The organism is Pseudomonas sp. SG20052, from assembly GCF_031766055.1.
In the GTDB taxonomy this organism is placed as follows: domain Bacteria; phylum Pseudomonadota; class Gammaproteobacteria; order Pseudomonadales; family Pseudomonadaceae; genus Aquipseudomonas; species Aquipseudomonas mandelii.
Genome location: NZ_CP134498.1, coordinates 6,275,826 through 6,295,174, shown reverse-complemented (window position 1 = coordinate 6,295,174; position 19,349 = coordinate 6,275,826). Strand labels below are relative to the sequence as shown.

The 19,349-nt window shown below is 57.6% G+C and carries 16 protein-coding genes and 2 pseudogenes; 10 read left to right on the top strand and 8 right to left on the bottom strand.

Annotated features, from left to right (window positions below; all coding sequences use genetic code 11):
- Nucleotides 1-5 precede the first annotated feature (5 nt).
- The 5 genes and pseudogenes from RHP74_RS28950 to RHP74_RS28930 form a co-directional block, all read left to right on the top strand.
- Nucleotides 6-227: a hypothetical protein gene (locus RHP74_RS28950; RefSeq protein ID WP_010466937.1), complete on the top strand. Its 222-nt coding sequence runs from the start codon at nucleotides 6-8 to the stop codon at nucleotides 225-227.
- 56 nt (nucleotides 228-283) lie between these two features.
- Entirely contained in the window at nucleotides 284-616 is a 333-nt protein-coding gene (locus RHP74_RS28945; RefSeq protein WP_077747251.1) for an MliC family protein, read from the top strand.
- 252 nt (nucleotides 617-868) lie between these two features.
- The gene (fba, locus tag RHP74_RS28940) at nucleotides 869-1,933 is read left to right on the top strand and encodes a class II fructose-bisphosphate aldolase (RefSeq protein ID WP_007913760.1); all 1,065 of its coding nucleotides are present in this window, start codon (nucleotides 869-871) and stop codon (nucleotides 1,931-1,933) included.
- 636 nt (nucleotides 1,934-2,569) lie between these two features.
- A pseudogene (locus RHP74_RS28935) lies at nucleotides 2,570-2,781 on the top strand (hypothetical protein); the annotation flags it as partial.
- A 1,001-nt stretch (nucleotides 2,782-3,782) separates the two neighbouring features.
- A pseudogene (locus RHP74_RS28930) lies at nucleotides 3,783-4,759 on the top strand (IS3 family transposase); the annotation flags it as partial.
- Between the two features lie 149 nt (nucleotides 4,760-4,908).
- On the opposite strand, the gene RHP74_RS28925 reads toward RHP74_RS28930, so the two are convergent.
- Nucleotides 4,909-5,607, bottom strand: coding sequence for a transposase (locus RHP74_RS28925; protein WP_311096804.1), 699 nt, complete (start codon nucleotides 5,605-5,607; stop codon nucleotides 4,909-4,911).
- A 275-nt stretch (nucleotides 5,608-5,882) separates the two neighbouring features.
- Here RHP74_RS28925 and RHP74_RS28920 point away from each other — a divergent pair, with 275 nt between their 5' ends.
- On the top strand, nucleotides 5,883-6,128 hold the full coding sequence (locus tag RHP74_RS28920) for a hypothetical protein (protein WP_311096803.1): 246 nt from the start codon (nucleotides 5,883-5,885) through the stop codon (nucleotides 6,126-6,128).
- A 105-nt stretch (nucleotides 6,129-6,233) separates the two neighbouring features.
- On the opposite strand, the gene RHP74_RS28915 is transcribed toward RHP74_RS28920, so the two are convergent.
- Together RHP74_RS28915 and RHP74_RS28910 are read right to left on the bottom strand one after the other, a co-directional pair.
- Nucleotides 6,234-6,491, bottom strand: coding sequence for a fructose-bisphosphate aldolase (locus tag RHP74_RS28915; RefSeq protein ID WP_311096802.1), 258 nt, complete (start codon nucleotides 6,489-6,491; stop codon nucleotides 6,234-6,236).
- A 589-nt stretch (nucleotides 6,492-7,080) separates the two neighbouring features.
- Nucleotides 7,081-7,749 (bottom strand): polysaccharide lyase family 7 protein, encoded by a 669-nt coding sequence (locus tag RHP74_RS28910; RefSeq protein ID WP_145306765.1) that lies wholly within the window; start codon nucleotides 7,747-7,749, stop codon nucleotides 7,081-7,083.
- Between the two features lie 324 nt (nucleotides 7,750-8,073).
- Here RHP74_RS28910 and RHP74_RS28905 point away from each other — a divergent pair, with 324 nt between their 5' ends.
- Genes RHP74_RS28905 through RHP74_RS28895 form a run of 3 tightly spaced genes read left to right on the top strand, consistent with a single transcriptional unit; the run spans nucleotide 8,074 to nucleotide 11,045 of the window.
- Complete coding sequence (locus tag RHP74_RS28905) at nucleotides 8,074-10,197, top strand: bifunctional diguanylate cyclase/phosphodiesterase (protein WP_077747257.1); 2,124 nt, start codon at nucleotides 8,074-8,076, stop codon at nucleotides 10,195-10,197.
- A gap of 46 nt (nucleotides 10,198-10,243) precedes the next feature.
- Nucleotides 10,244-10,735, top strand: coding sequence for a M48 family metallopeptidase (locus tag RHP74_RS28900; RefSeq protein WP_010466956.1), 492 nt, complete (start codon nucleotides 10,244-10,246; stop codon nucleotides 10,733-10,735).
- A gap of 13 nt (nucleotides 10,736-10,748) precedes the next feature.
- Nucleotides 10,749-11,045 (top strand): helix-turn-helix domain-containing protein, encoded by a 297-nt coding sequence (locus RHP74_RS28895; RefSeq protein WP_010466964.1) that lies wholly within the window; start codon nucleotides 10,749-10,751, stop codon nucleotides 11,043-11,045.
- Between the two features lie 96 nt (nucleotides 11,046-11,141).
- Here RHP74_RS28895 and RHP74_RS28890 read toward each other — a convergent pair whose 3' ends face one another.
- Complete coding sequence (locus RHP74_RS28890) at nucleotides 11,142-11,594, bottom strand: GNAT family N-acetyltransferase (RefSeq protein WP_010466969.1); 453 nt, start codon at nucleotides 11,592-11,594, stop codon at nucleotides 11,142-11,144.
- 257 nt (nucleotides 11,595-11,851) lie between these two features.
- Here RHP74_RS28890 and RHP74_RS28885 point away from each other — a divergent pair, with 257 nt between their 5' ends.
- Complete coding sequence (locus RHP74_RS28885; RefSeq protein ID WP_010466971.1) at nucleotides 11,852-12,589, top strand: ABC transporter substrate-binding protein; 738 nt, start codon at nucleotides 11,852-11,854, stop codon at nucleotides 12,587-12,589.
- Between the two features lie 112 nt (nucleotides 12,590-12,701).
- On the opposite strand, the gene yccS is transcribed toward RHP74_RS28885, so the two are convergent.
- From yccS to mdtD, 4 genes are all read right to left on the bottom strand, one after another.
- Nucleotides 12,702-14,885 carry a YccS family putative transporter gene (gene yccS, locus RHP74_RS28880; RefSeq protein ID WP_102593726.1) on the bottom strand — a complete coding sequence of 728 codons (2,184 nt, stop codon included), beginning with the start codon at nucleotides 14,883-14,885 and terminating at the stop codon, nucleotides 12,702-12,704.
- 169 nt (nucleotides 14,886-15,054) lie between these two features.
- Nucleotides 15,055-16,233, bottom strand: a complete 1,179-nt coding sequence (locus tag RHP74_RS28875) for an NAD(P)/FAD-dependent oxidoreductase (protein WP_077747258.1) — start codon at nucleotides 16,231-16,233, stop codon at nucleotides 15,055-15,057.
- A 158-nt stretch (nucleotides 16,234-16,391) separates the two neighbouring features.
- Nucleotides 16,392-17,729, bottom strand: coding sequence for an ATP-dependent RNA helicase DbpA (dbpA, locus tag RHP74_RS28870; RefSeq protein ID WP_229801809.1), 1,338 nt, complete (start codon nucleotides 17,727-17,729; stop codon nucleotides 16,392-16,394).
- Nucleotides 17,730-17,885: 156 nt separating this feature from the next.
- Nucleotides 17,886-19,313, bottom strand: coding sequence for a multidrug transporter subunit MdtD (mdtD, locus tag RHP74_RS28865; protein ID WP_154912926.1), 1,428 nt, complete (start codon nucleotides 19,311-19,313; stop codon nucleotides 17,886-17,888).
- Between the last annotated feature and the right edge of the window lie 36 nt (nucleotides 19,314-19,349).

Sequence of the window (19,349 nt, the reverse complement as noted above, 5' to 3'; positions counted from 1 at the left end):
TTCTCATGGTCAAGCCATTAGCGCTGTTGATCGCCGCGGGTATGCTGGTGGCTTGCGGGAGTAACCCGAAAGCCAAGCCGGAACCTGCGCCGCAGTCAGTGGAAAAAGGCTGCTACCAGGCCGACTGGCAAGCGGAAACCAATCCTGTGATCAACAAGCGTTCCGGGCCTGATGGCCTGGAGAAATACGAGACCCAGACCCCGGCCAAGGAACATGGTTGCCCTTGACGGGTCAGACACTTTACTCAGGGCTGGCGGCGTGCGCCGTCAGTCGAGGAACATGGATGAAAGGTTTTATCGCCGTTACGGCGTTGGCATTGCTGGCCGGTTGCTCGAATTTCAACCTGTTCAAGCCTGCCGAATCGACGGACAACTGGACCACCTGGACCTGCGACAGCCAGGCCAAAGTGCTCTGGCGCTACACCGACGACAGCCGCAAGGAAGTCGACGTGCGCCTCGGCGGGGCCGATCAGGTCTACCGCTTGAAGCTTGAACCGGGCGCCGAAGGTTCGCTGTACAGCAACGACATGCTGGCGTTTCACGTAAAAGGTGAGGAAGGCCTGGTGTACTGGGTCGCCACCAATGATTTGATTGGCCGCGGTTGTAAAGCGCAGTAATTGAAGGCCTGTGAGAAACCTGTAGGAGCGAAGCTTGCTCGCGAAGACGTCATCACATTCAACACATGGGGTGCCAGTTAAACCGCTTTCGCGAGCAAGCTTCGCTCCTACGGGAATTCGATGGCTTGTAGAGATTCAGGCAACACCGAATTCGCAGCCCGGGCCAACCCCCGATCTGCAATAACTTGAATAGCCGCCGCCGCTCCGGCAGGCTGGCACGATTAACGACCCAAACCGGGAGAAACACACACAATGGCACTTATCAGCATGCGCCAGATGCTGGACCACGCAGCCGAGTTCGGCTACGGCGTTCCAGCCTTCAACGTCAACAACCTTGAGCAGATGCGCGCCATCATGGAAGCCGCTGACAAGACTGACTCCCCGGTGATCGTCCAGGCCTCGGCCGGTGCTCGCAAATACGCCGGCGCACCGTTCCTGCGTCACCTGATCCTGGCCGCCATCGAAGAATTCCCGCACATCCCGGTGTGCATGCACCAGGACCACGGCACCAGCCCTGACGTTTGCCAGCGCTCCATCCAGCTGGGCTTCAGCTCGGTAATGATGGACGGTTCCCTGGGCGAAGACGGCAAGACCCCGACCGACTACGACTACAACGTCCGTGTCACCCAACAAACCGTGGCCATGGCTCACGCCTGCGGCGTCTCGGTAGAAGGCGAGCTGGGCTGCCTGGGTTCGCTGGAAACCGGCATGGCCGGTGAAGAAGACGGTATCGGCGCCGAAGGCGTTCTGGATCACAGCCAGATGCTGACCGACCCGGAAGAAGCCGCTGACTTCGTCAAGCGCACCCAGGTCGACGCCCTGGCCATCGCCATCGGCACCAGCCACGGCGCGTACAAATTCACCAAGCCACCTACCGGCGACGTGCTGGCCATCGACCGCATCAAGGAAATCCACAAGCGCATCCCGAACACCCACCTGGTCATGCACGGTTCTTCTTCGGTTCCGCAAGAGTGGCTGGCGATCATCAACCAGTACGGCGGCGACATCAAAGAAACCTACGGCGTGCCGGTTGAAGAGATTGTTGAAGGCATCAAGTACGGTGTGCGTAAGGTCAACATTGATACTGACTTGCGTCTGGCTTCGACGGGTGCGATGCGTCGTTTGATGGCTACCAATCCTAGCGAGTTTGATCCGCGTAAGTTCTTTGGCGCGACTGTGACTGCGATGCGCGACGTTTGTATCGCTCGTTACGAAGCATTCGGTACCGCTGGCAACGCTTCGAAGATCAAGCCGATCTCGTTGGAAGCGATGTACCAGCGGTATTTGAAGGGTGAGTTGAACGCTAAGGTTAACTAGGTCTGAAAATGTTAATAAAAAACCCGCAGCGATGCGGGTTTTTTTTAGCGCTTAAACGAGTAATGCGATTAGCCGGCGAAAGTTATAGGTGAACTCCAGGCTGAATATGAGTTGGGGTCTGACGGAGTTACGTAGCTCCGAGCTTGAATTGTATACCATACGCCCGGTGTGACGGTTAAGTCGACAGCCCATTGTCCGTTTGGGTTGGTAACGCCTCTTCCGAGTACAGTGCCAACATTAGCAATAGCAATCTCAACGCTGTAGTTGGGGTCTGCGCTGCCGAAAAATCGAGGACTTGAGCCAAGCCCCGAAGCACCGTTAGCGCTTGCGAATACTGGTGTCTGTGGCATGTTTAACATCTCCGTATGTTTTAATTGAAGTTTCTAAACTAAAAGAAAACAAAGAAAAAGGGACGGATTTATTTATGTGCCCTGTTCTTGTCTTTGTGTTGCGTAAATAAGTTTAGTTTTGTGAGTAGGCGCAGTCACCTGTAATAAATGACAGTCTTTAATATCTTTTTGCTATAGGGGTGTCGGTTTTTTGTGGATGAGTGACGGATAAAAAGGGGCGGTCTAATAGTCGTCCCCCTTTTTTTGTCCCCTTTGTTATGCCCGTGTCCCGTCCTGAATAAGGTTTATACCTTCTGATCTATTTTTAGGAGGGCGTAATGGAAGCAGGAAAAGGCGTAGTCAGCGAGACTACACGTTGATTTTAAATTGTCGGTCGTCGACAAGTTCGAAAAAGGCGAGCTGAGTTATAAAGAGGCTCAGGAGTGCTACGGGATTCAAGGCAAAACGACTGTTCTGATGTGGTTACGCAAGCATGGTCTGCAAGATTGGAGCCCAGGCACATACATTGTACTCGCAGCTAACGTCGGGTTCGCCAGTCAAAGTGATTGATTCCTTGGGTGTTTGAACACGTATTCGTTATTTTCTGTGTACTAAGAAGTTAATTGCGAGGAGGGGGGATGGAAACGATAAAACCCGCCATACCCATAAAAGAAAGGGCGGGTTTCACGTTACTTATGGCTATTGCGGTGAATTGAGATTATCCAATCCCCGGTTAACTGACGATTCTCCAGGGGGATGATCTGGAAGCCCCAACATCATGTACCGGCCAAGTCCAGGTCCGTAAAATGTCATTCGCCGGTATCGGGCGAATCGCGATGCTGCTTGGCTTCTATGACATGGTTAGTGTTTTTTCATCAAGATCTTACAAACCCAGCCACCAGAGTCCCCTTAGCGCCAGTGGTTTCCGTAAATGAAACTTTGTCTCCCACTTCAGCGTAATTTGCGGATGTAACACTAGCGTCTTTACACGTGCCTTCAATGGTAACGATGTAGGTGTATTCTTTGGGAGGGACATAGCCGCGGCCTGAGTAAGGCTCGGAAGGAGGCTCAGTCCTGGACTTAACGACCCCGTGGAATGTTGTTGTCACGATTTCCGTTGCCATTTTTTCTCTCCATGCTATTACACGTCGGTAAATTTGGTAATGCAAAGTTATGAAACTCCTTTCCCAAATGCACCGCTACTGTCAAACCTGACAGGTAGCCCCCTTTAATTGAGCAAAAACGCTACCGCTTGTCGTTTTTTCGTCGCAATGTTTACGTGAGTATGGGGGAGCTGCAGGAATAAGAAACTGCCTTTCCGGTAGAGGAAAAGTGAGGCTGTGTTGAAGGGCACTTACTAAACATGTTTAGCGTGCCCATTTTTCCTGACATCCGCCCTTGCTGACCGACGTGATTTGGTCAGCAAGGGGTAGGCTTGAGGTCTTCGTTTTTGAACGAGCCCCATGAAAGACAGGACACCGTTTCCCCTTACGATAAGGGATGGGCAAACGGTTATGTTTATGACTAATAGCAACGACAAGAGTGGGGAGCTTTTGGGCCAGGAGCGGCGGCGCCGCTGGAGTCCAGAGCAAAAGCTGGCCATGGTTCGCGAGAGCCTTGAGCCAGGACAAAGTGTGTCGGTCGTCGCTCGGCGCAACGGCATCAATGCCAATCAGTTGTTCTTGTGGCGCAAGCTGTATCAGGACGGCAGCCTGTCGGCGGTCAGTGCTGGCGAAGCCGTGGTGCCTGCCTCGGAGCTGAGCGATGCGCTCAAGCAGATCCGTGAACTGCAACGGATGCTGGGCAAGAAAACGATGGAAGCCGAAATCCTCAAAGAGGCCGTGGAGATCGCCCGGTCGCGAAAATGGATTGCGCACTCACCCTTGTTGCCGGGGGACGACCAGTGAAGCTGGTCAGCGAATGTCTCGGTGTGGCGCGCTCGCAATTAACGGTTCGAATCAAGCAATCGGTATCGCCCAAAGTGCGGCGAAGCAGGCCTGTGAACGATGTAGAGCTGGTCGCTGAAATCCAGCAAGAGGTCAGCGAACTGCCCAGCTATGGATACCGTCGCGTCTGGGGACTGCTGCGTCGTGCACGTGAAAAGCGGTCGCTGCCGGCGGTCAACGTGAAACGGGTTTACCGGGTGATGCGTGACCACAACCTTTTGCTTGAACGCCGGATCAAACAGCCCGGCGTGCCGCGTCGGCACGAAGGCCGTATTGCGGTGCAAACCAGCGATACGCGTTGGTGCTCGGACGGCTTTGAGTTCCGTTGCGAGGACGGCGCCAAACTGAGCGTGACCTTCGCCCTCGATTGCTGTGATCGCGAAGCCATCGGCTGGGTCGCGAGCCCGACCGGGTACAGCGGCGATGATATCCGCGACTTGATGCTGGAAAGCGTGGAGAAGCGCTTTGGTGATCAACTGCCCGCTACGCCGGTGCAATGGCTAAGCGACAACGGCTCGGCGTACACCGCCGAACAGACACGCCTGTTTGCTCGGAAAACTTAAAGGGGACAGATTTATTTAATAATCGTCCCCGGCGTTCTTCTGTTCGAGTCGTTTTGCAGGTCTGCCTTGCACTCGATGTGAGATTCAACCGAAAAGGGGACAAGGGGACGGATTTATTTAATCGCCCCCTAATGCTTCTATTCGAGTCGCTTCGCAGGCCTGCCTCGCGCTCGATGAGATATTCGCAATCCAGTGATTTTTTCAATCTCATCTGTGAATCGAGGATTACCCGTCAATTGTCCACGCTGAAGGGCACCTCTAATCAGCTGTAACTCCGCAGATGGGATCGCCTGTTCCATAAATGAGGTATAGCGAGCAAGGCGTTCATTTTTAGTTTTACCGAGTTCGGTGAAATAGAGATCTTCATCCAGCCAATGATTTTCAGCCGATTCGTTGAGGCGTAGGTGCAAGCTCGACCAAGGGTAATCCTGTGCATGCTGAACCATTTGCGCTCGCACCGGATTTAGCTCGATGTATCGACTACAAGCCAGCAAATAGGTGTCGGTCTGAACCACGCTGGATTTGTATCGGCTCTCCCACAAGGTTCCGGAGCGTCCTTCCAGCTTGTTGCGATAGCGCGTCATGCGGCCTGCCAGGCCTCTCATCAATTGTCCGAGACTCGCAACGGAGTTACCTGGTGCGAGTAGTAGATGGACATGATTGGTCATCAAGCAGAAGGCATAGACTTTAACGTCGTATAGCGTTTTGAGCTCTCGCAGATCTTCGAGGTAGCGCTGGAAGTCGCCTGGCTCGGCGAACACGACCTGCCTGTTGTGGCCTCGTTGCACGACATGATGCGGATAATTGGGTAAAACAACTCGTCCCATTCTGGGCATATAGCCTCCTACGTCCTTGTAGTGATGGGTGAAGCATAGCAGCAGATAATCGATTAAATAAATCTGTCCCCTTTGTTTGCTTCGAGTTGTCGCTTGCTTTTTAGTTAACTCCGTTATCGCAAAAATGTATAAAAAACTGTCATTTATTACAGGTGATTTAATGCTGGCTGCCGCCTATTGTTTAATGCGTAACCGAGAGAAAAGGAAGGGAAGTGTTAAATAAATCTGTCCCCTTTCTTGGTTTCTTTTTACTATTATTGAAGGAGAGCAGGGTCATGGAAAATAGTAAATTTGGCGGGAGTAATACTCAACTTTCTATTTCGGCTCGATTGAGTTCGCTGAATGGCGGGGAGCGGATTGATGTGACTCTGGATGATGGCGCCACAGTGTCAGGTCTTTTTGTTTCGTCTGAAGATAATAAGCTGAAGTTGACGTTGGTTGGCACTGATCATGATAAAGAGATTTTAGTAAAAACTATAAAGGACCTGCGTGTTCCGCAGATAACAGCAAGAGCGAGATGAAAGTCAGGGCGCGCTGCGGGCCGGCTGTAGTATTTCGGTTCGCCATGATTTTTATCTTGATTTAAGTAAAAACCCGCAGTGATGCGGGTTTTTATTGCCTGATTTTTACTGCTGCTTAGGTGTATCAAATCCGCGCTGTTCAATGACTCCAAAAACGTCGGCGACGTCCTGAACCATGATCCGGGCAATGTTGGTGACGGTGTTGATGTCGTGCTCCGCATAGTCCGGCAGGCTGGTGCACGCCATCAGATTCAAATATTTGAGGACGACGTTGAGGCGTTCGCTGACGCAGTTGTGGAGTTCGCGTAATGGGGCGTCGTTGTCGATGAGCAGGACGGGGTAGTCGGTGGCGATTTGGGACATGGGGGTGAAGCGGCGGGGCGGTTGTTCATTGTCATAAGTAAAGCTCCTCGAATCTAAAAGAAGAGCTACTGCCTTTCGCTGCGAAACGAATTAGGTGGTAGCTGTGTGCGGGTTCGCAGACCGAGGATACGAGGAACCCGGCAGACCCGAAGGTCTCCCACACACAGCCACCATAACAAAGGAGGTCGAGCGTTTACGTGCCCCTTTTTTCGAGGCGCTAGGTTACTACACGTATCGTCAGGGCTGCGAAACCCTATCGCTAACGATGTCAGCGACAGGCCAACTTTAGAAGACAGCGATTCGGGTAGCCGCAACCGGGCTGTAGGACGTGTATGCGGTCATTGTGGCAAGGGCACTCGTTCCCATTCGGCGACGTGGGCGCCGTGAATCGGTGGCGTGGTGTGTCTGTGGGAATCAGGTGGCAGGATTTGGGGCTACTTCGTAGCCCAGCGGGAGCAAGCTCCCTCGCCACAGTCAGAGGCGTCCTACGCGTTTTTCGGACGATGTAGCAGCTGTCGAGATTGAGAGGACTTCATCCTCGAACGCAGCCTCGCGTTGCTCGACAACTGCTACAGGGGCAGAGGTGTTCTTACTTATCGTGATCAATATCCAACTTGCTGAACGTCACTTTCCCACCTTCGCTGGTGTACCCGGTGTGGTCTTGCACATAGACCCCGGCCTTGAAATACAGCGGCTTGTCGCGCCAGGTCTTGCTGATGTCGGTGTCCCACTGATACCCCGCCGCACTGATGCCCAGCGCGCCGCCCGGGCTCAGGTGGATGAGGTAGGAGAACTCCCGGTCAAGTTTCACCCCGGTGGCGATGGTGATGATCCGGCCTTCGTCGTCATCCGGGCGCATGCGCACCTTGGCGACGATGTTGCCCGATTGCGTGCTGGTCTTGTACTGATACTCGAGCTTCACCATGGGTTTCTGGCTTTCATAGGCGTGGATCTGGCCGATGACGATTTTGCCCGTGCTCGGTACCTGGTTGACTGCGAGGGTGGCGCGCAGGGAGTTGTCGGCGTCCGGGTAGAGCCAGTTTTTCAGGGTGCCGTTGCTGTAGGTTTCGCGCAGTTCGGTGCGGGGGTATTTTGCATTTGCAGTTTTGGAGCCGGTGACCGGGGACCAGAAAAACAGGGTGCCGGTGTCGGAGTGGAAGTATTGATCCTTGAAGCCGTTCACCAGTTTGGGGGTGTCAACGGTGTACGGCGGACTGCCGACAGGAACGCTAAGGTTCCAGGTTGCGAGATCGATCATAGTCAAAAGCTTCCACGATTTTTTTGCTGCACGCCCGTGCCAGAAGCTCTGGCGCGCGCCTTGGGGGCCATCCTTATAAGCGTAGAAGTTCAATTTGTTAATGCGAAAATGACAGATGGATGGCGTCAAAATCCTGTCAAAAGGCCATCTTCCCCGGTTTCAGGGGGCTGTAGAAGCGACCGTTAGTCGGCAAATGTACGTGATGGTTAAATGATGGCGCACTGGCAGCTTCTGCTTTTGCGGATCCCGGTCTAGAGTGAAGGCTCAGTATTTGGCCGGTTTTCACGAGAGACTGGCCTGACGCCCCGAAATAAGAGAAGCAGCATGGAATGCGCGCACCCCACGCCAGCTGAAGGCAGCTCGATCCTTTTAATCGTCGATGATTACCCTGAAAACCTGATCAGCTTGCGCGCGTTGCTCCAGCGCCAGGATTGGCAGGTCATTACCGCAGCTTCCGGTTTCGAAGCGCTCAGTCTGTTGCTCGAACACGATGTCGACCTGGTGCTGCTGGATGTGCAGATGCCGGGCATGGATGGTTTTGAAGTGGCGCGCCTGATGCGCGGCAGTCAGCGAACCCGTCTCACACCGATTATTTTCCTGACCGCTAACGAACAGTCCCAGGACGCCGTGATCAAGGGCTATGCCAGTGGTGCGGTGGATTACCTGTTCAAGCCGTTCGACCCGCAAATTCTCAAGCCCAAAGTTCAGGCGTTGCTCGAGCATCAACGCAATCGCCGTGCCTTGCAGCGCCTGAGCCACGATCTGGAGGTCGCTCGCGCGTTTAATGCCTCGGTGCTGGACAACGCCGCCGAAGGCATCCTGGTGGTGGGTGAAGACGGTGTGATCCGCTTTGCCAACCCGGCGATGTCCCGGTTGCTCAATGCCACGGTGCAAGACCTGCAAGGCAAAGAGTTTCTGGATTTCCTGCAAAAGCCGCACATCCCGGTCTGGGCGGACTCTGACTTTTATACCGGTTACCGGCGCGGCGAGACCCTGCGCCTGCACGACGCGTTGCTGCGAACGGCGCCCGGCCAGCAAGTGCCGGTGGCCCTGTCTTGTGCGCCATTGCCTAGCGAACAACATGCGATGGTGGTGACGGTGCTGGATATGTCGGTGGTGCGCCATCTGCATCAGCAACTGGAATTCCAGGCGGTGACGGATCCGCTGACCGGGCTGCTCAATCGTCGCGGTTTCTACCAAACTGTGGAGAATCTGCTGTTGCGGGGTGAACGGTCCGACAGCGCCTGGGTGCTGCTGTACCTGGACCTCGACGGCTTCAAGCGCGTCAACGATTCCCTCGGCCACGATGCCGGCGACCGGGTGCTGCGCTGGGTGTCGGAGCAATTGAAAGCCTGTCTGCGGCCCTTTGACATTCTGGCGCGCATGGGCGGCGATGAGTTCACGGCGCTGCTGGATCTGGAGTTCCCGGAGCAAGCGGCGAAGATCGCCGAGAAACTTATTGAGCGGGTGTCGATCTGTCAGCAGATTGATGGTCTGGATATCGCCTTGGGCGCCAGCATCGGCATCGCCACGTACCCGGATTGCGGTTCGAACCTCGACGGCTTGCTGCGTGCGTCGGACATTGCCATGTACGAAGCCAAACGGGCCGGCCGTCAGCAATACCGTTTCTACGATCACGACATGAATGGCCGGGCGCGCTCGCGGCTGATGCTCGAAGATAGCGTGCGCACCGCCATTGAGAACCGTGATTTCAACCTCGTGTATCAGCCGCAGGTGGCGATAGACAGCGGGCAGATTCGTGGTTTCGAAGCGCTGCTGCGTTGGCAGCACCCGAGCGTCGGTGACGTGCCGCCGGGGCTGTTTTTGCCGTTGCTGGAAGAGGCGCGGCTGATCAGTCGTCTGGGCAGCTGGATTTACCATCGCGGGGCCGGCCAGCGCAAAGCGTGGGAAACCTTGTTTGCCGAAGACCTGGTGCTGGGCGTCAGTTTGAGCAGCACCCAGTTCGGCATGCCCAACCTGGTCACTGAATTGCGCCAGGTGCTGGAGCGTCACGGCTTGCAGCCGCGTTATCTGGAAGTCGAAGTGACGGAAGAAGCGTTGATGCAAAACCCCGAAGAAACCCGCAAGACCCTGCGCTTGCTGCGCAATCTTGGAGTGCGGGTGGCGCTGGATGACTTCGGCTCCGGACCGTGCTCACTGGCGCATCTGCGCGATCTGGAACTGGACACGCTCAAGTTTGACCGGCATTTGATCGCCCGATTGCCGGCGTCAGAACGGGACGCGGCGCTGGTGCGCAATGTGATCGACCTGTGCAAGCAATACGGGATGCTGGTGATTGCCGAAGGGGTGGAAACCATCGCGCAATATGAATGGCTGCAAGCCAACGGCTGCCAGTACGTGCAAGGTTTTCTGGTGGGGCGGCCGATGATGGCCGAGGATGCCGGCGACTTTGTGACGCCGTTTGACTGGAGCGCGCTGATCCGCTGAATTCGCTACACTGGCGACCTTTTCGTGATTCGTGTTGCCGACCCTGATGACCGCGTTGAAATACCTCCAGGCCTATCCCGCTGCGTTGCAGGACCAGGTGCGCCAGCTGATCACCGAAGGTCGGCTGGGCGACTACCTGAGCAAGCGCTACCCGGAAAAACACGCGGTGCAGAGCGACAAGGCGCTGTACACCTTTGCGCTGGACCTCAAGCAGGAATACCTGCGCAACGCGCCGGCCATCGACAAGGTGCTGTTCGACAACCGCCTCGACCTGACCCATCGCGCCCTTGGCCTGCACACGACAATCTCGCGGGTGCAGGGCGGCAAGCTCAAGTCCAAGAAGGAAATCCGGGTGGCCTCGTTGTTCAAGGAAGCACCCTCCGAGTTTCTGAAAATGATCGTCGTGCATGAGCTGGCGCACTTTAAAGAGTCGGATCACAACAAGGCGTTCTACAAGCTCTGCGAACACATGTTGCCGGGGTATCACCAGGTGGAATTTGATCTGCGGGTGTACCTGACGTGGCGGGATATGCAGTAAAGGGAGTGTTTGAATGGATGTAAGCAAGACCAAGAGCAGCTTTTATCGCCGGTTGTACGTGGCCTACCTGATCGACAGCGGGTTGGCCAGCAGCGTCCCGGCGCTGACCGAAGCAACCGGCATGCCCCGGCGCACGGCGCAGGACACAATTGCCGCATTGGCGGACCTGGACATCATTTGCGAGTTCGAGCAGGAAGAGGGCGCGCGCAACCATGCGGGGCGCTATCGGATTCGCGAGTGGGGGGCGATTGATCGGGGGTGGATCGAGCGGAATCTGCGGCAGATTAAAGCGGTGCTGGAATACCCGTGATTTGTGGCGTTGCCAATGACGCCTTCGCGGGCAAGCCTCGCTCCTGCAGGTGCGGTGAAATCCCTGTAGGAGCGGGGCTTGCCCGCGAAGAGCCACTCAGGGGCGACGCATCCCGATATGCGGAATGTCATCCTCCAGAAACTCCTCACCCGACACCACAAACCCGTACCGCCCGTAATACCCCTGCAAATGCGCCTGGGCCGAAAGATAGATCGGCACCTCGGGCCAGCGTTTCGCGGCCTGCTTCAACGCCTGGGCCATCAACTCGTGCCCCAGCCCGGTGCCACGGGCGCCAGGCGCAATAATCACCCGCCCGATCACTACGTCGCCGCCCTGCGTTTCCGGGTCGAGCAAGCGCAGATAGGCCACCAGCCGATCCCCGTCCCACGCCATCAAATGGCAGGTGTCCCCTTCCAGATCCTGGCCATCGACATCCTGATAAGCGCATTTCTGTTCGACGACGAACACTTCTGCGCGCAACTGGAGAATGGCGTACAGCTGCTCTTTCCCCAGATCGCTGTGGTGTTTGCAGACCCAATCGATTGTCATCTTCACTTTCCTTGAGCAACGTCCTTCGGATACTAAGCGTCCCGGCGATATATGTCTTTATGACGGAGCAATCTGTGACGAAGGCCAAAATGCCATCATTCATTTCTCGCGGCACTGTCTTCTTTGTGTAATCTGCGATTGAGCGCAGTGCAGTGGCTTCAATGAGCTAATGTTGAGTACTTGGGTGCTGATACATGTGTCTTGGAGTTTTGGCAGAAAAATGCGTCGGGCAGCCCGCCCGCTAAGGATTTTCTAGCATGCCGCGATTGCATCGAGCGTTTGCTTTGATCGTGCTGCTGTTGCTGACACAGAGCGCGGCAGCGGAGAAGCTGCGTCTGGTCGCCGACGCCTGGCCACCGTTTACCGACGCCACGCTGGTCAACGGTGGCTTGGCCACTGACATTGTCAGCACTGCGCTGGCACGGGCCGGTTACGCCAGTGATTTCGAGCAGGTGCCCTGGGCGCGAGCGTTGCTCGGCGTCGGTGAAGGCCGTTACGACGTGCTGGTCAACGCCTGGTACACCGACGAGCGCACCAAGCTGGGCCAGTTTTCCGGCGAATACCTGCTCAACCGCGTGCGTTTTCTCAAGCGTAAAGACGCGCCCATCGAATACAACAACTTGCAGCAATTGCACACTTACCCGATTGCAGTGGTGCGCGGTTATGCCTATTCACCGGAATTCGATGAGGACGTGTCGTTGCAGAAAGTCCCCGTGCATAACTTCGCCATGGCCGTGCGCATGGTCGCGGCAGACCGGGTCAAGTTGACGCTGGAAGACGAATACGTCGCCCGTTATTACCTGGCTCGGGAATCATCCAAGGTGCGTAATGCCGTGGAGTTCCTGCCCAAGGCATTGAGCGAGAACAGCTTGCACATATTGGTCAGCCTGAAAAATCCGCAGCATGAACAGATCGTCGCCGGTTTCGATCGCGAGATTGCGGAGATGAAGGCTGATGGCAGTTATGAGCGGTTGATGAAGCAGCATGGGATGTAAGCCTCGGTGTGGCTGATGGCCCTATCGCGAGCAGGCTCGCTCCCACAGGATTTGCACCGAATCTGTGGGAGCGAGCCTGCTCGCAATGGGGCTCGCCCAGTCACTACAGATCTCAGGCTTCACTGGTGTCCTTGATCAGATGCGCCGCCAACGTCCGCAACGGCCCCAACTGCCGGCAGATCAACGCCAACTGCGTCTGTACCAGCCGCTGCCCTTCATCGATCTCATCCGGCATTTGCTCCAACTCATTGGCCAGCGCCTCTTCGGCATCGCTCTGAATCGCAATTGGCTGTTTGCTCGCCAACCCTTGGGCGATCTCGTCGATGCTGGCCGCCAGGCTCACGCCCGCGCCGTCGATCAAATGCTCGCGAACATCCGTCGGTAACTGGGTTTCACGGTGCGCACCCAATCCCGACAAGTAGCTGAGCAACGTGTGCGACAGCACCAGGAAGCGAAACCCGACATCCGCTTCCTTACGGAAATGCCCTGGCTCCATGAGCATGTTGGCCAGCGTCGTCGACAATGCCGCATCAGCGTTGTGCGCATTGCGCCGGGCCAGGCGATAGGCCAGGTCGTCGCTTTTGCCGGCGGCGTATTGCTGCATGATCTGGCGCAGGTAAATGCTGTTGCAGGTCAGGGTATTGGCCAGCACTTTGTTCAGGCGTCGGCCCTGCCAGTCCGGCAGGAACAGGAACACCGCAAGCCCGGCGATCAAGCTGCCGAGCAAGGTGTCGAACAGCCGCGGCAGGAACAGCCCGTAACCATCACCGACCTGATTGAAGCAGAACAGCACCATCAAGGTAATCGCGGCGGTCGCCAACGTGTAGCGCGTGGTTCGGTTGATAAAGAACACCACTCCGGCTGCGATCGCGAAGCACGACTGGACCAGCGGATTGGGGAACAGATCGAACAGCGCCCAGGCCACCGTCAGGCCAATCGCGGTGCCGATGATCCGTTGGCCCAGTTTGCGTCGAGTGGCGCCGTAGTTTGGCTGGCAGACAAACAGCGTGGTGAGGATGATCCAGTAACCTTGCGAGGGGTGAATCAAGTGCACCATGCCGTAGCCGATGCTCAAGGCCAGGGGCAGGCGCAGTGCATGGCGGAACAGCAGCGAGGTCGGCGTCAGCTGCGTGCGCAAGCGAATCCATACATCCTTGAGGTTGCGCGGCGAGCGGTCGAGCAGGCTGCTGTCGGTGGCGTCGGCCAGGGCGTCGGGGTTGCTGGCGTCGCTGAGCAAACGGTCGAGGGTGCCGAGGTTGGCGGCCAATGCCCGCAAAGAGCGCAACAGACCGCGCCAGGCCGGGTTGCTCTGGATGCGCAAGTGTTCGATGGAGGCGTGCAGGTCGCTCAACGCTTCGGCGAAGCTGGCGTCATAGATGAACGGCTGGCGCATCTGGATCGATTCCGCCAGCGCCCGGCAGGCTTTGCCTTGCTGGCGTAGCAGACGCTGGCAACGGAACAGCACGTCGCTGTGAAAGAACGCCTCGGCCAGCGCGTTGTAAGGGTAGTGCGAAGAACTGGCGCGCTCGTGGATGTCCTGAGCGAGGAAGTACAGCTTGAGGTAGCGGCTGACTTTCGAACCCGGTCGTCCATTGCCGACCCGGTGCAGGATAATTTCCTTGGCAGCGTTGAGTGCCGCGACAACTCGACCGTTTTGCTGCGCCAGTTCCAGTCGGCGTGCTTCCACGTCCATCTGCCGAATCGGCTCGAACAGCGACGATTTCAGCTTCAAGTAAAAACCCAGTTCACGGAACAACCGAGCCAGGCTCTGCTGCACCGGCTGGTTGGAAAACATCGCCTGCCACAGCACCGAGAGCAAGCCGTACCAGGCGGCGCCGGCCACCAGCAGCACCGGTTCGTGCCAGAAATCGGTGACCGCGCCGCCGCGCTGATCCACGCCGATCATGGTGTAGACCGACAGAATCAACGTCGCCGAGGCAATCGCGCCATAGCGTTCGCCGAGGGCGCCGAGCATGGTCAGGCCGAAACTGGCGAGGGCCAGGGCGATGACAAAAACGATGGGGTAGGGGAACAGCAATTCGACGGAGAGGGCGGCGACGCTGAAGCACACCAGCGTCACGGCCAGCGCGTTGAGGCGGCCCTGCCAACTGTCGTCGGTCTCGGCCAGGGCGCTGGCGATGATCCCCAGGAACAAAGGGATCAGCAGCCCCATTTCATCCTGATACCAACAGACGGCCATGCTGCCGGTCAGGGCGATGAACACCCGCACGCTGTAGCTGAATTTATCCAGCGCCCAGAGACGGCGCAGCGACTGACGAAATGAGGTCGATGACATGAAGTGCGAAGGCCTTCCGAGGCAATGCCGCTAAATTGAGCCAGTAATGACGTCGACGCAATGGCGCCGATCACATCTGACAGCAAAATCTGTTCCTTGATTGTTCAGTGTTGTCTGTTCGGACGCCTTCGCGATCCGACTTGCCCGCGAAAAACGATGACGCGGTGTATCAGACGTACTGCGCGGCGGCATAACCCGAGGCCCAGGCCCATTGGAAGTTGAAGCCGCCCAGGTGTCCGGTGACGTCGAGCACTTCACCGATGAAATACAGGCCAGGGCTTTTCAGCGATTCCATGGTCTTGGATGACACTTCATGAGTGTCGACACCGCCCAAAGTCACTTCCGCAGTGCGATAGCCCTCGGTGCCGGCAGGAACCACTTTCCAGCTCGCCAGTTTTTCGGCGATGTCGGCGATTTCCGCGTGGGTGTATTGCTTCATCGGTTTGGAGACGAACCAGTTGTCCGCCAGCAAGTTGGCCATCTTCTTGGTGAAGATTTCACCGAGCAGGGTTTTCAACTCGCTGTTCGGGCGTTCGGCTTGCTGCTGTTGCAGCCAGCTCGGCACGTCGTGGTCCGGCATCAAGTTGATCTCGACCGTGTCGCCGGATTCCCAGAACGAGGAAATCTGCAAAATCGCCGGGCCACTGAGGCCGCGATGGGTGAACAGGATGTTCTCGCGAAAGCTCTGGTCGTTGCAGCTCACCAGGCAATCCACCGATGTACCGGACAGCTCGGTGCACAGTTCCTTGAGCTGATCGGTGATGGTGAACGGCACCAGGCCGGCACGGGTCGGTAGCAGGTCGTGACCGAACTGCTTGGCGACCTGATAACCGAAACCGGTGGCGCCCAGGGTCGGAATCGACAGACCACCCGTGGCGATGACCAGGGATTCACAGGTCAGTTGACCGAGCGTCGTGTCGAGCAAGTAACCGCTTTCGAGCTTCTCGATGGTCTGGATCGAGGTGTCCAGGTGCAGGCTGACGCCGACCTGATCGCATTCGGTGAGCAGCATCTCAAGGATGTCGCTGGATTTGTTATCGCAGAACAGTTGGCCGAGTTTCTTCTCGTGATACGGCACGCCGTGCTTGGCGACCATGCCGATGAAATCCCACTGGGTGTAGCGCGCCAGTGCGGATTTGCAGAAGTGTTCGTTTTGCGAGAGGAAATTGCCCGGTTCGGTGTACATGTTGGTGAAATTGCAGCGGCCACCGCCCGACATCAGGATTTTCTTGCCGGCCTTGTTCGCATGGTCGAGCAACATCACCTTGCGCCCACGTCCGGCGGCGGTCAGCGCACACATCAACCCTGCGGCGCCAGCGCCAATGATCACGACTTCGGTAGAGCGCAAAACGGTGTCCTCACACAGGAGCTTATATTGATCGTTCCCACGCTCTGCGTGGGAATGCCGCCATGGACGCTCTGCGTCCGCTCTGTGACGCGGAGCGTCACGGGATGAATTCCCACGCGGAGCGTGGGAACGATCAGGCAGGGGGAGTTGCGGCGTTCTTAGAGGATACGAACGCGCAACGAACGGCCTTTGATCTTGCCGTCGTTCAGGCGCTGCAAGGCTTGCTTGGCGATCCCGCGTTCAACAGCCACATATGCCTGGAAGTCGAAAATCGCGATCTTGCCGACCTGAGCGCCCGGAATACCGGCATCGCCCGTCAGTGCACCCAGAATGTCGCCCGGACGCACTTTGTCTTTACGGCCTGCGCCGATGACCAGTGTGCTCATCACCGGAAGCAGCGGTGCGCCGCCCTGGGATTTGAGGTTGTCCAGCTGATCCCAGCTCAACGGCGACTTCTGCAGGAGCTCGATGGCCTGGGCGCGGTGCGCTTCGGACGGCGCGACCAGGCTGATCGCAATGCCTTTCTCGCCAGCACGACCGGTACGGCCGACACGGTGAATGTGGATTTCCGAGTCACGGGCCAGCTCGACGTTGATCACCATGTCCAGCGCATCGATGTCCAGGCCGCGCGCGGCAACGTCGGTGGCGACCAGTACCGAAGTACTGCGGTTGGCGAACATGGCCAGCACCTGGTCACGGTCACGCTGTTCCAGATCGCCGTGCAGGCCGACGGCGGAAATGCCTTTGGAGGTCAGGTGATCGACGGTTTCCTGAACCTGCTGCTTGGTGAAGCAGAAGGCGACGCAGGACGCCGGACGGTGATGCGCGAGGACTTTGACCACCGCGTCCATGCGCTCTTCCGGGGAGATTTCGTAGAAGCGCTGCTCAATCTGCGTGTCGTCGTGGAACGCTTCGGCCTTCACGATCTGCGGGTTACGCATGAATTTCGCCGCCAATTGCTTGATGCCCGTCGGATAGGTGGCGGAGAACAGCAGGGTCTGGCGACGTTCAGGGCTCTGGGCGATGATTTCTTCGATGGAATCGTAGAAACCCATGTCGAGCATGCGGTCGGCTTCATCGAGGATCAGCGTGTTCAGGCCATGGAGAATCAGCGAACCCTTGCGCAGGTGCTGCTGAATCCGACCAGGAGTGCCGACGATGATGTGCGCACCGTGCTCCAGCGAGCCGATCTGCGGGCCGAAAGCCACGCCGCCGCATAGGGTCAGGACCTTGATGTTGTCTTCGGCGCGGGCCAGGCGACGGATTTCCTTGGCGACCTGGTCGGCCAACTCGCGAGTCGGGCAGATGACCAGCGCCTGGCAACCGAAGAAGCGCGGATTGATCGGGTTCAGCAGGCCGACACCGAAGGCGGCGGTCTTGCCGCTACCGGTCTTGGCCTGGGCGATCAGGTCCATCCCCTTGAGGATCACCGGCAAGCTTTGCGCCTGGATCGGCGTCATCTCGGCATAACCCAAAGAGTCGAGGTTAGCCAGCATGGCGGCGGATAGCGGCAAAGTATTAAAAGCGGTGGCAATGGTGGTCACGGGACTGGCCTGCAAAACAAAATGTCGCGCAGTGTATCAGTCCCATGGCCATTCGCCCGTAGTTTCCAGACGAGAAGTCGCCGAGCGCAGGCACTTATCGTCTGGAAACTAAGGCTCTATGTGTTCTTCCGGGCTTCTGACGCGCCGTCCGTCTTCCTTTGAGAGCTGGGAGAAGATCGTCGCGGCCAGCATCGCCATGATTCCGACCGTCACAAACGTCAGCTGGAACGCACCCAGCACCGTGTCCACGCCATCGTTGCCGATCTCTGCCGTAAAGCCGCCGAGCAACGCGCCGGCACAGGCAACGCCAAGGCTCAGGGACAATTGCGCGACCACCGACAGCAGGCTGTTGCCGCTGCTGGCGCTGGCGTCGTCGAGGTCGATCAGGGTCACGGTGTTCATCGCGGTGAACTGCAAGGAGTTGATCGCGCCGAGAATTGCCAGCATCCCCAGCAGCAGCCAGTACGGCGTCTGCTCGCTGACCAGGCCCATGCTCGCCAGCATCAGCCCCAGCGCCAGGGTGTTGCCGGTGAGCACGATGCGATAGCCCAGGCGCTCAATCAGCGGACGCGCCACCGATTTGGCGACCATCGCCGCAGCGGCCAACGGCAACATGCTCATCCCGGCTTGTGACGGCGAATAACCCAGCGCCACTTGCAGCAGCAGCGGCACGAGGAACGGCAGGGCGCCGCTGCCCAGGCGGGCGAACAGGTTGCCGAGGATGCCCACGGCAAACGTCCGGGTCTTGAACAGCGACGGCGCGAACAGCGGATTATCGATGCGCCCGGCGCGCAGCCAATACGCCGCCAGACACGCCATGCCGCCGAACAGTAGCAACATCACCCGCAAGTGCGGCAGGTGCAGTTCACCGAGGCCTTCCATGGCGATGGTGATCAGAATCATCGCCGCGCCGAACAGCAAAAAGCCCAGGCTGTCGAAACGCGTGCGTTCAGTGCCGCGCAGGTCGGGAATGAACTTCCACACGGCGTAGCAGCCGATGGCGCCCACCGGCAGGTTGATCAGGAAGATCCAGTGCCAGGTCAGGTATTCGACCATCCAGCCGCCCATGGTCGGGCCGATCAACGGGCCGAGCAGGCCGGGGATGGTGATGAAGCCCATGATCCGCACCAGCTCCGAGCGCGGATAGGCGCGCAGCACCACCAGTCGCCCGACCGGTAGCATCAACGCACCGCCCAGGCCTTGTATCACTCGGGCACCGATCAGCATGCTCAGGGTGCTCGACAAGGCGCAGAGCAATGAGCCGAGGCTGAACAGCAGGATTGCGCCGAAGAAGATTTTCTTGGTGCCGAAGCGGTCGGCGATCCAGCCTGAGGCGGGGATCAGCAGCGCGACGGTGAGCATGTAGGCAATGATCACGCCCTGCATGCGCAGCGGATCTTCGGCCAGATCCCGGGCCATGGCGGGCAGGGCGGTGTTGAGGATGGTCCCGTCGAGGGACTGCATGAAGAAGGCGATGGCGACGACCCACGGCACCCAGCGGGCGGTGACAGCGTCGAGAGGCGGGCGGTTGGGCATGGGACCTCGTGTGAGTCGGAGTTAATGATCGTTCCC

What these genes read in the sequence shown, in the direction of transcription:
- RHP74_RS28950 (WP_010466937.1), top strand. Translation starts at nt 6, where the DNA reads ATGGTCAAGCCATTAGCGCTGTTGATCGCCGCGGGTATGCTGGTGGCT.
- RHP74_RS28945 (WP_077747251.1), top strand. Translation starts at nt 284, where the DNA reads ATGAAAGGTTTTATCGCCGTTACGGCGTTGGCATTGCTGGCCGGTTGC.
- fba (WP_007913760.1), top strand. Translation starts at nt 869, where the DNA reads ATGGCACTTATCAGCATGCGCCAGATGCTGGACCACGCAGCCGAGTTC.
- RHP74_RS28925 (WP_311096804.1), bottom strand. Translation starts at nt 5,607, where the DNA reads ATGCCCAGAATGGGACGAGTTGTTTTACCCAATTATCCGCATCATGTC.
- RHP74_RS28920 (WP_311096803.1), top strand. Translation starts at nt 5,883, where the DNA reads ATGGAAAATAGTAAATTTGGCGGGAGTAATACTCAACTTTCTATTTCG.
- RHP74_RS28915 (WP_311096802.1), bottom strand. Translation starts at nt 6,491, where the DNA reads ATGTCCCAAATCGCCACCGACTACCCCGTCCTGCTCATCGACAACGAC.
- RHP74_RS28910 (WP_145306765.1), bottom strand. Translation starts at nt 7,749, where the DNA reads ATGATCGATCTCGCAACCTGGAACCTTAGCGTTCCTGTCGGCAGTCCG.
- RHP74_RS28905 (WP_077747257.1), top strand. Translation starts at nt 8,074, where the DNA reads ATGGAATGCGCGCACCCCACGCCAGCTGAAGGCAGCTCGATCCTTTTA.
- RHP74_RS28900 (WP_010466956.1), top strand. Translation starts at nt 10,244, where the DNA reads ATGACCGCGTTGAAATACCTCCAGGCCTATCCCGCTGCGTTGCAGGAC.
- RHP74_RS28895 (WP_010466964.1), top strand. Translation starts at nt 10,749, where the DNA reads ATGGATGTAAGCAAGACCAAGAGCAGCTTTTATCGCCGGTTGTACGTG.
- RHP74_RS28890 (WP_010466969.1), bottom strand. Translation starts at nt 11,594, where the DNA reads ATGACAATCGATTGGGTCTGCAAACACCACAGCGATCTGGGGAAAGAG.
- RHP74_RS28885 (WP_010466971.1), top strand. Translation starts at nt 11,852, where the DNA reads ATGCCGCGATTGCATCGAGCGTTTGCTTTGATCGTGCTGCTGTTGCTG.
- yccS (WP_102593726.1), bottom strand. Translation starts at nt 14,885, where the DNA reads ATGTCATCGACCTCATTTCGTCAGTCGCTGCGCCGTCTCTGGGCGCTG.
- dbpA (WP_229801809.1), bottom strand. Translation starts at nt 17,729, where the DNA reads ATGCTGGCTAACCTCGACTCTTTGGGTTATGCCGAGATGACGCCGATC.
- mdtD (WP_154912926.1), bottom strand. Translation starts at nt 19,313, where the DNA reads ATGCCCAACCGCCCGCCTCTCGACGCTGTCACCGCCCGCTGGGTGCCG.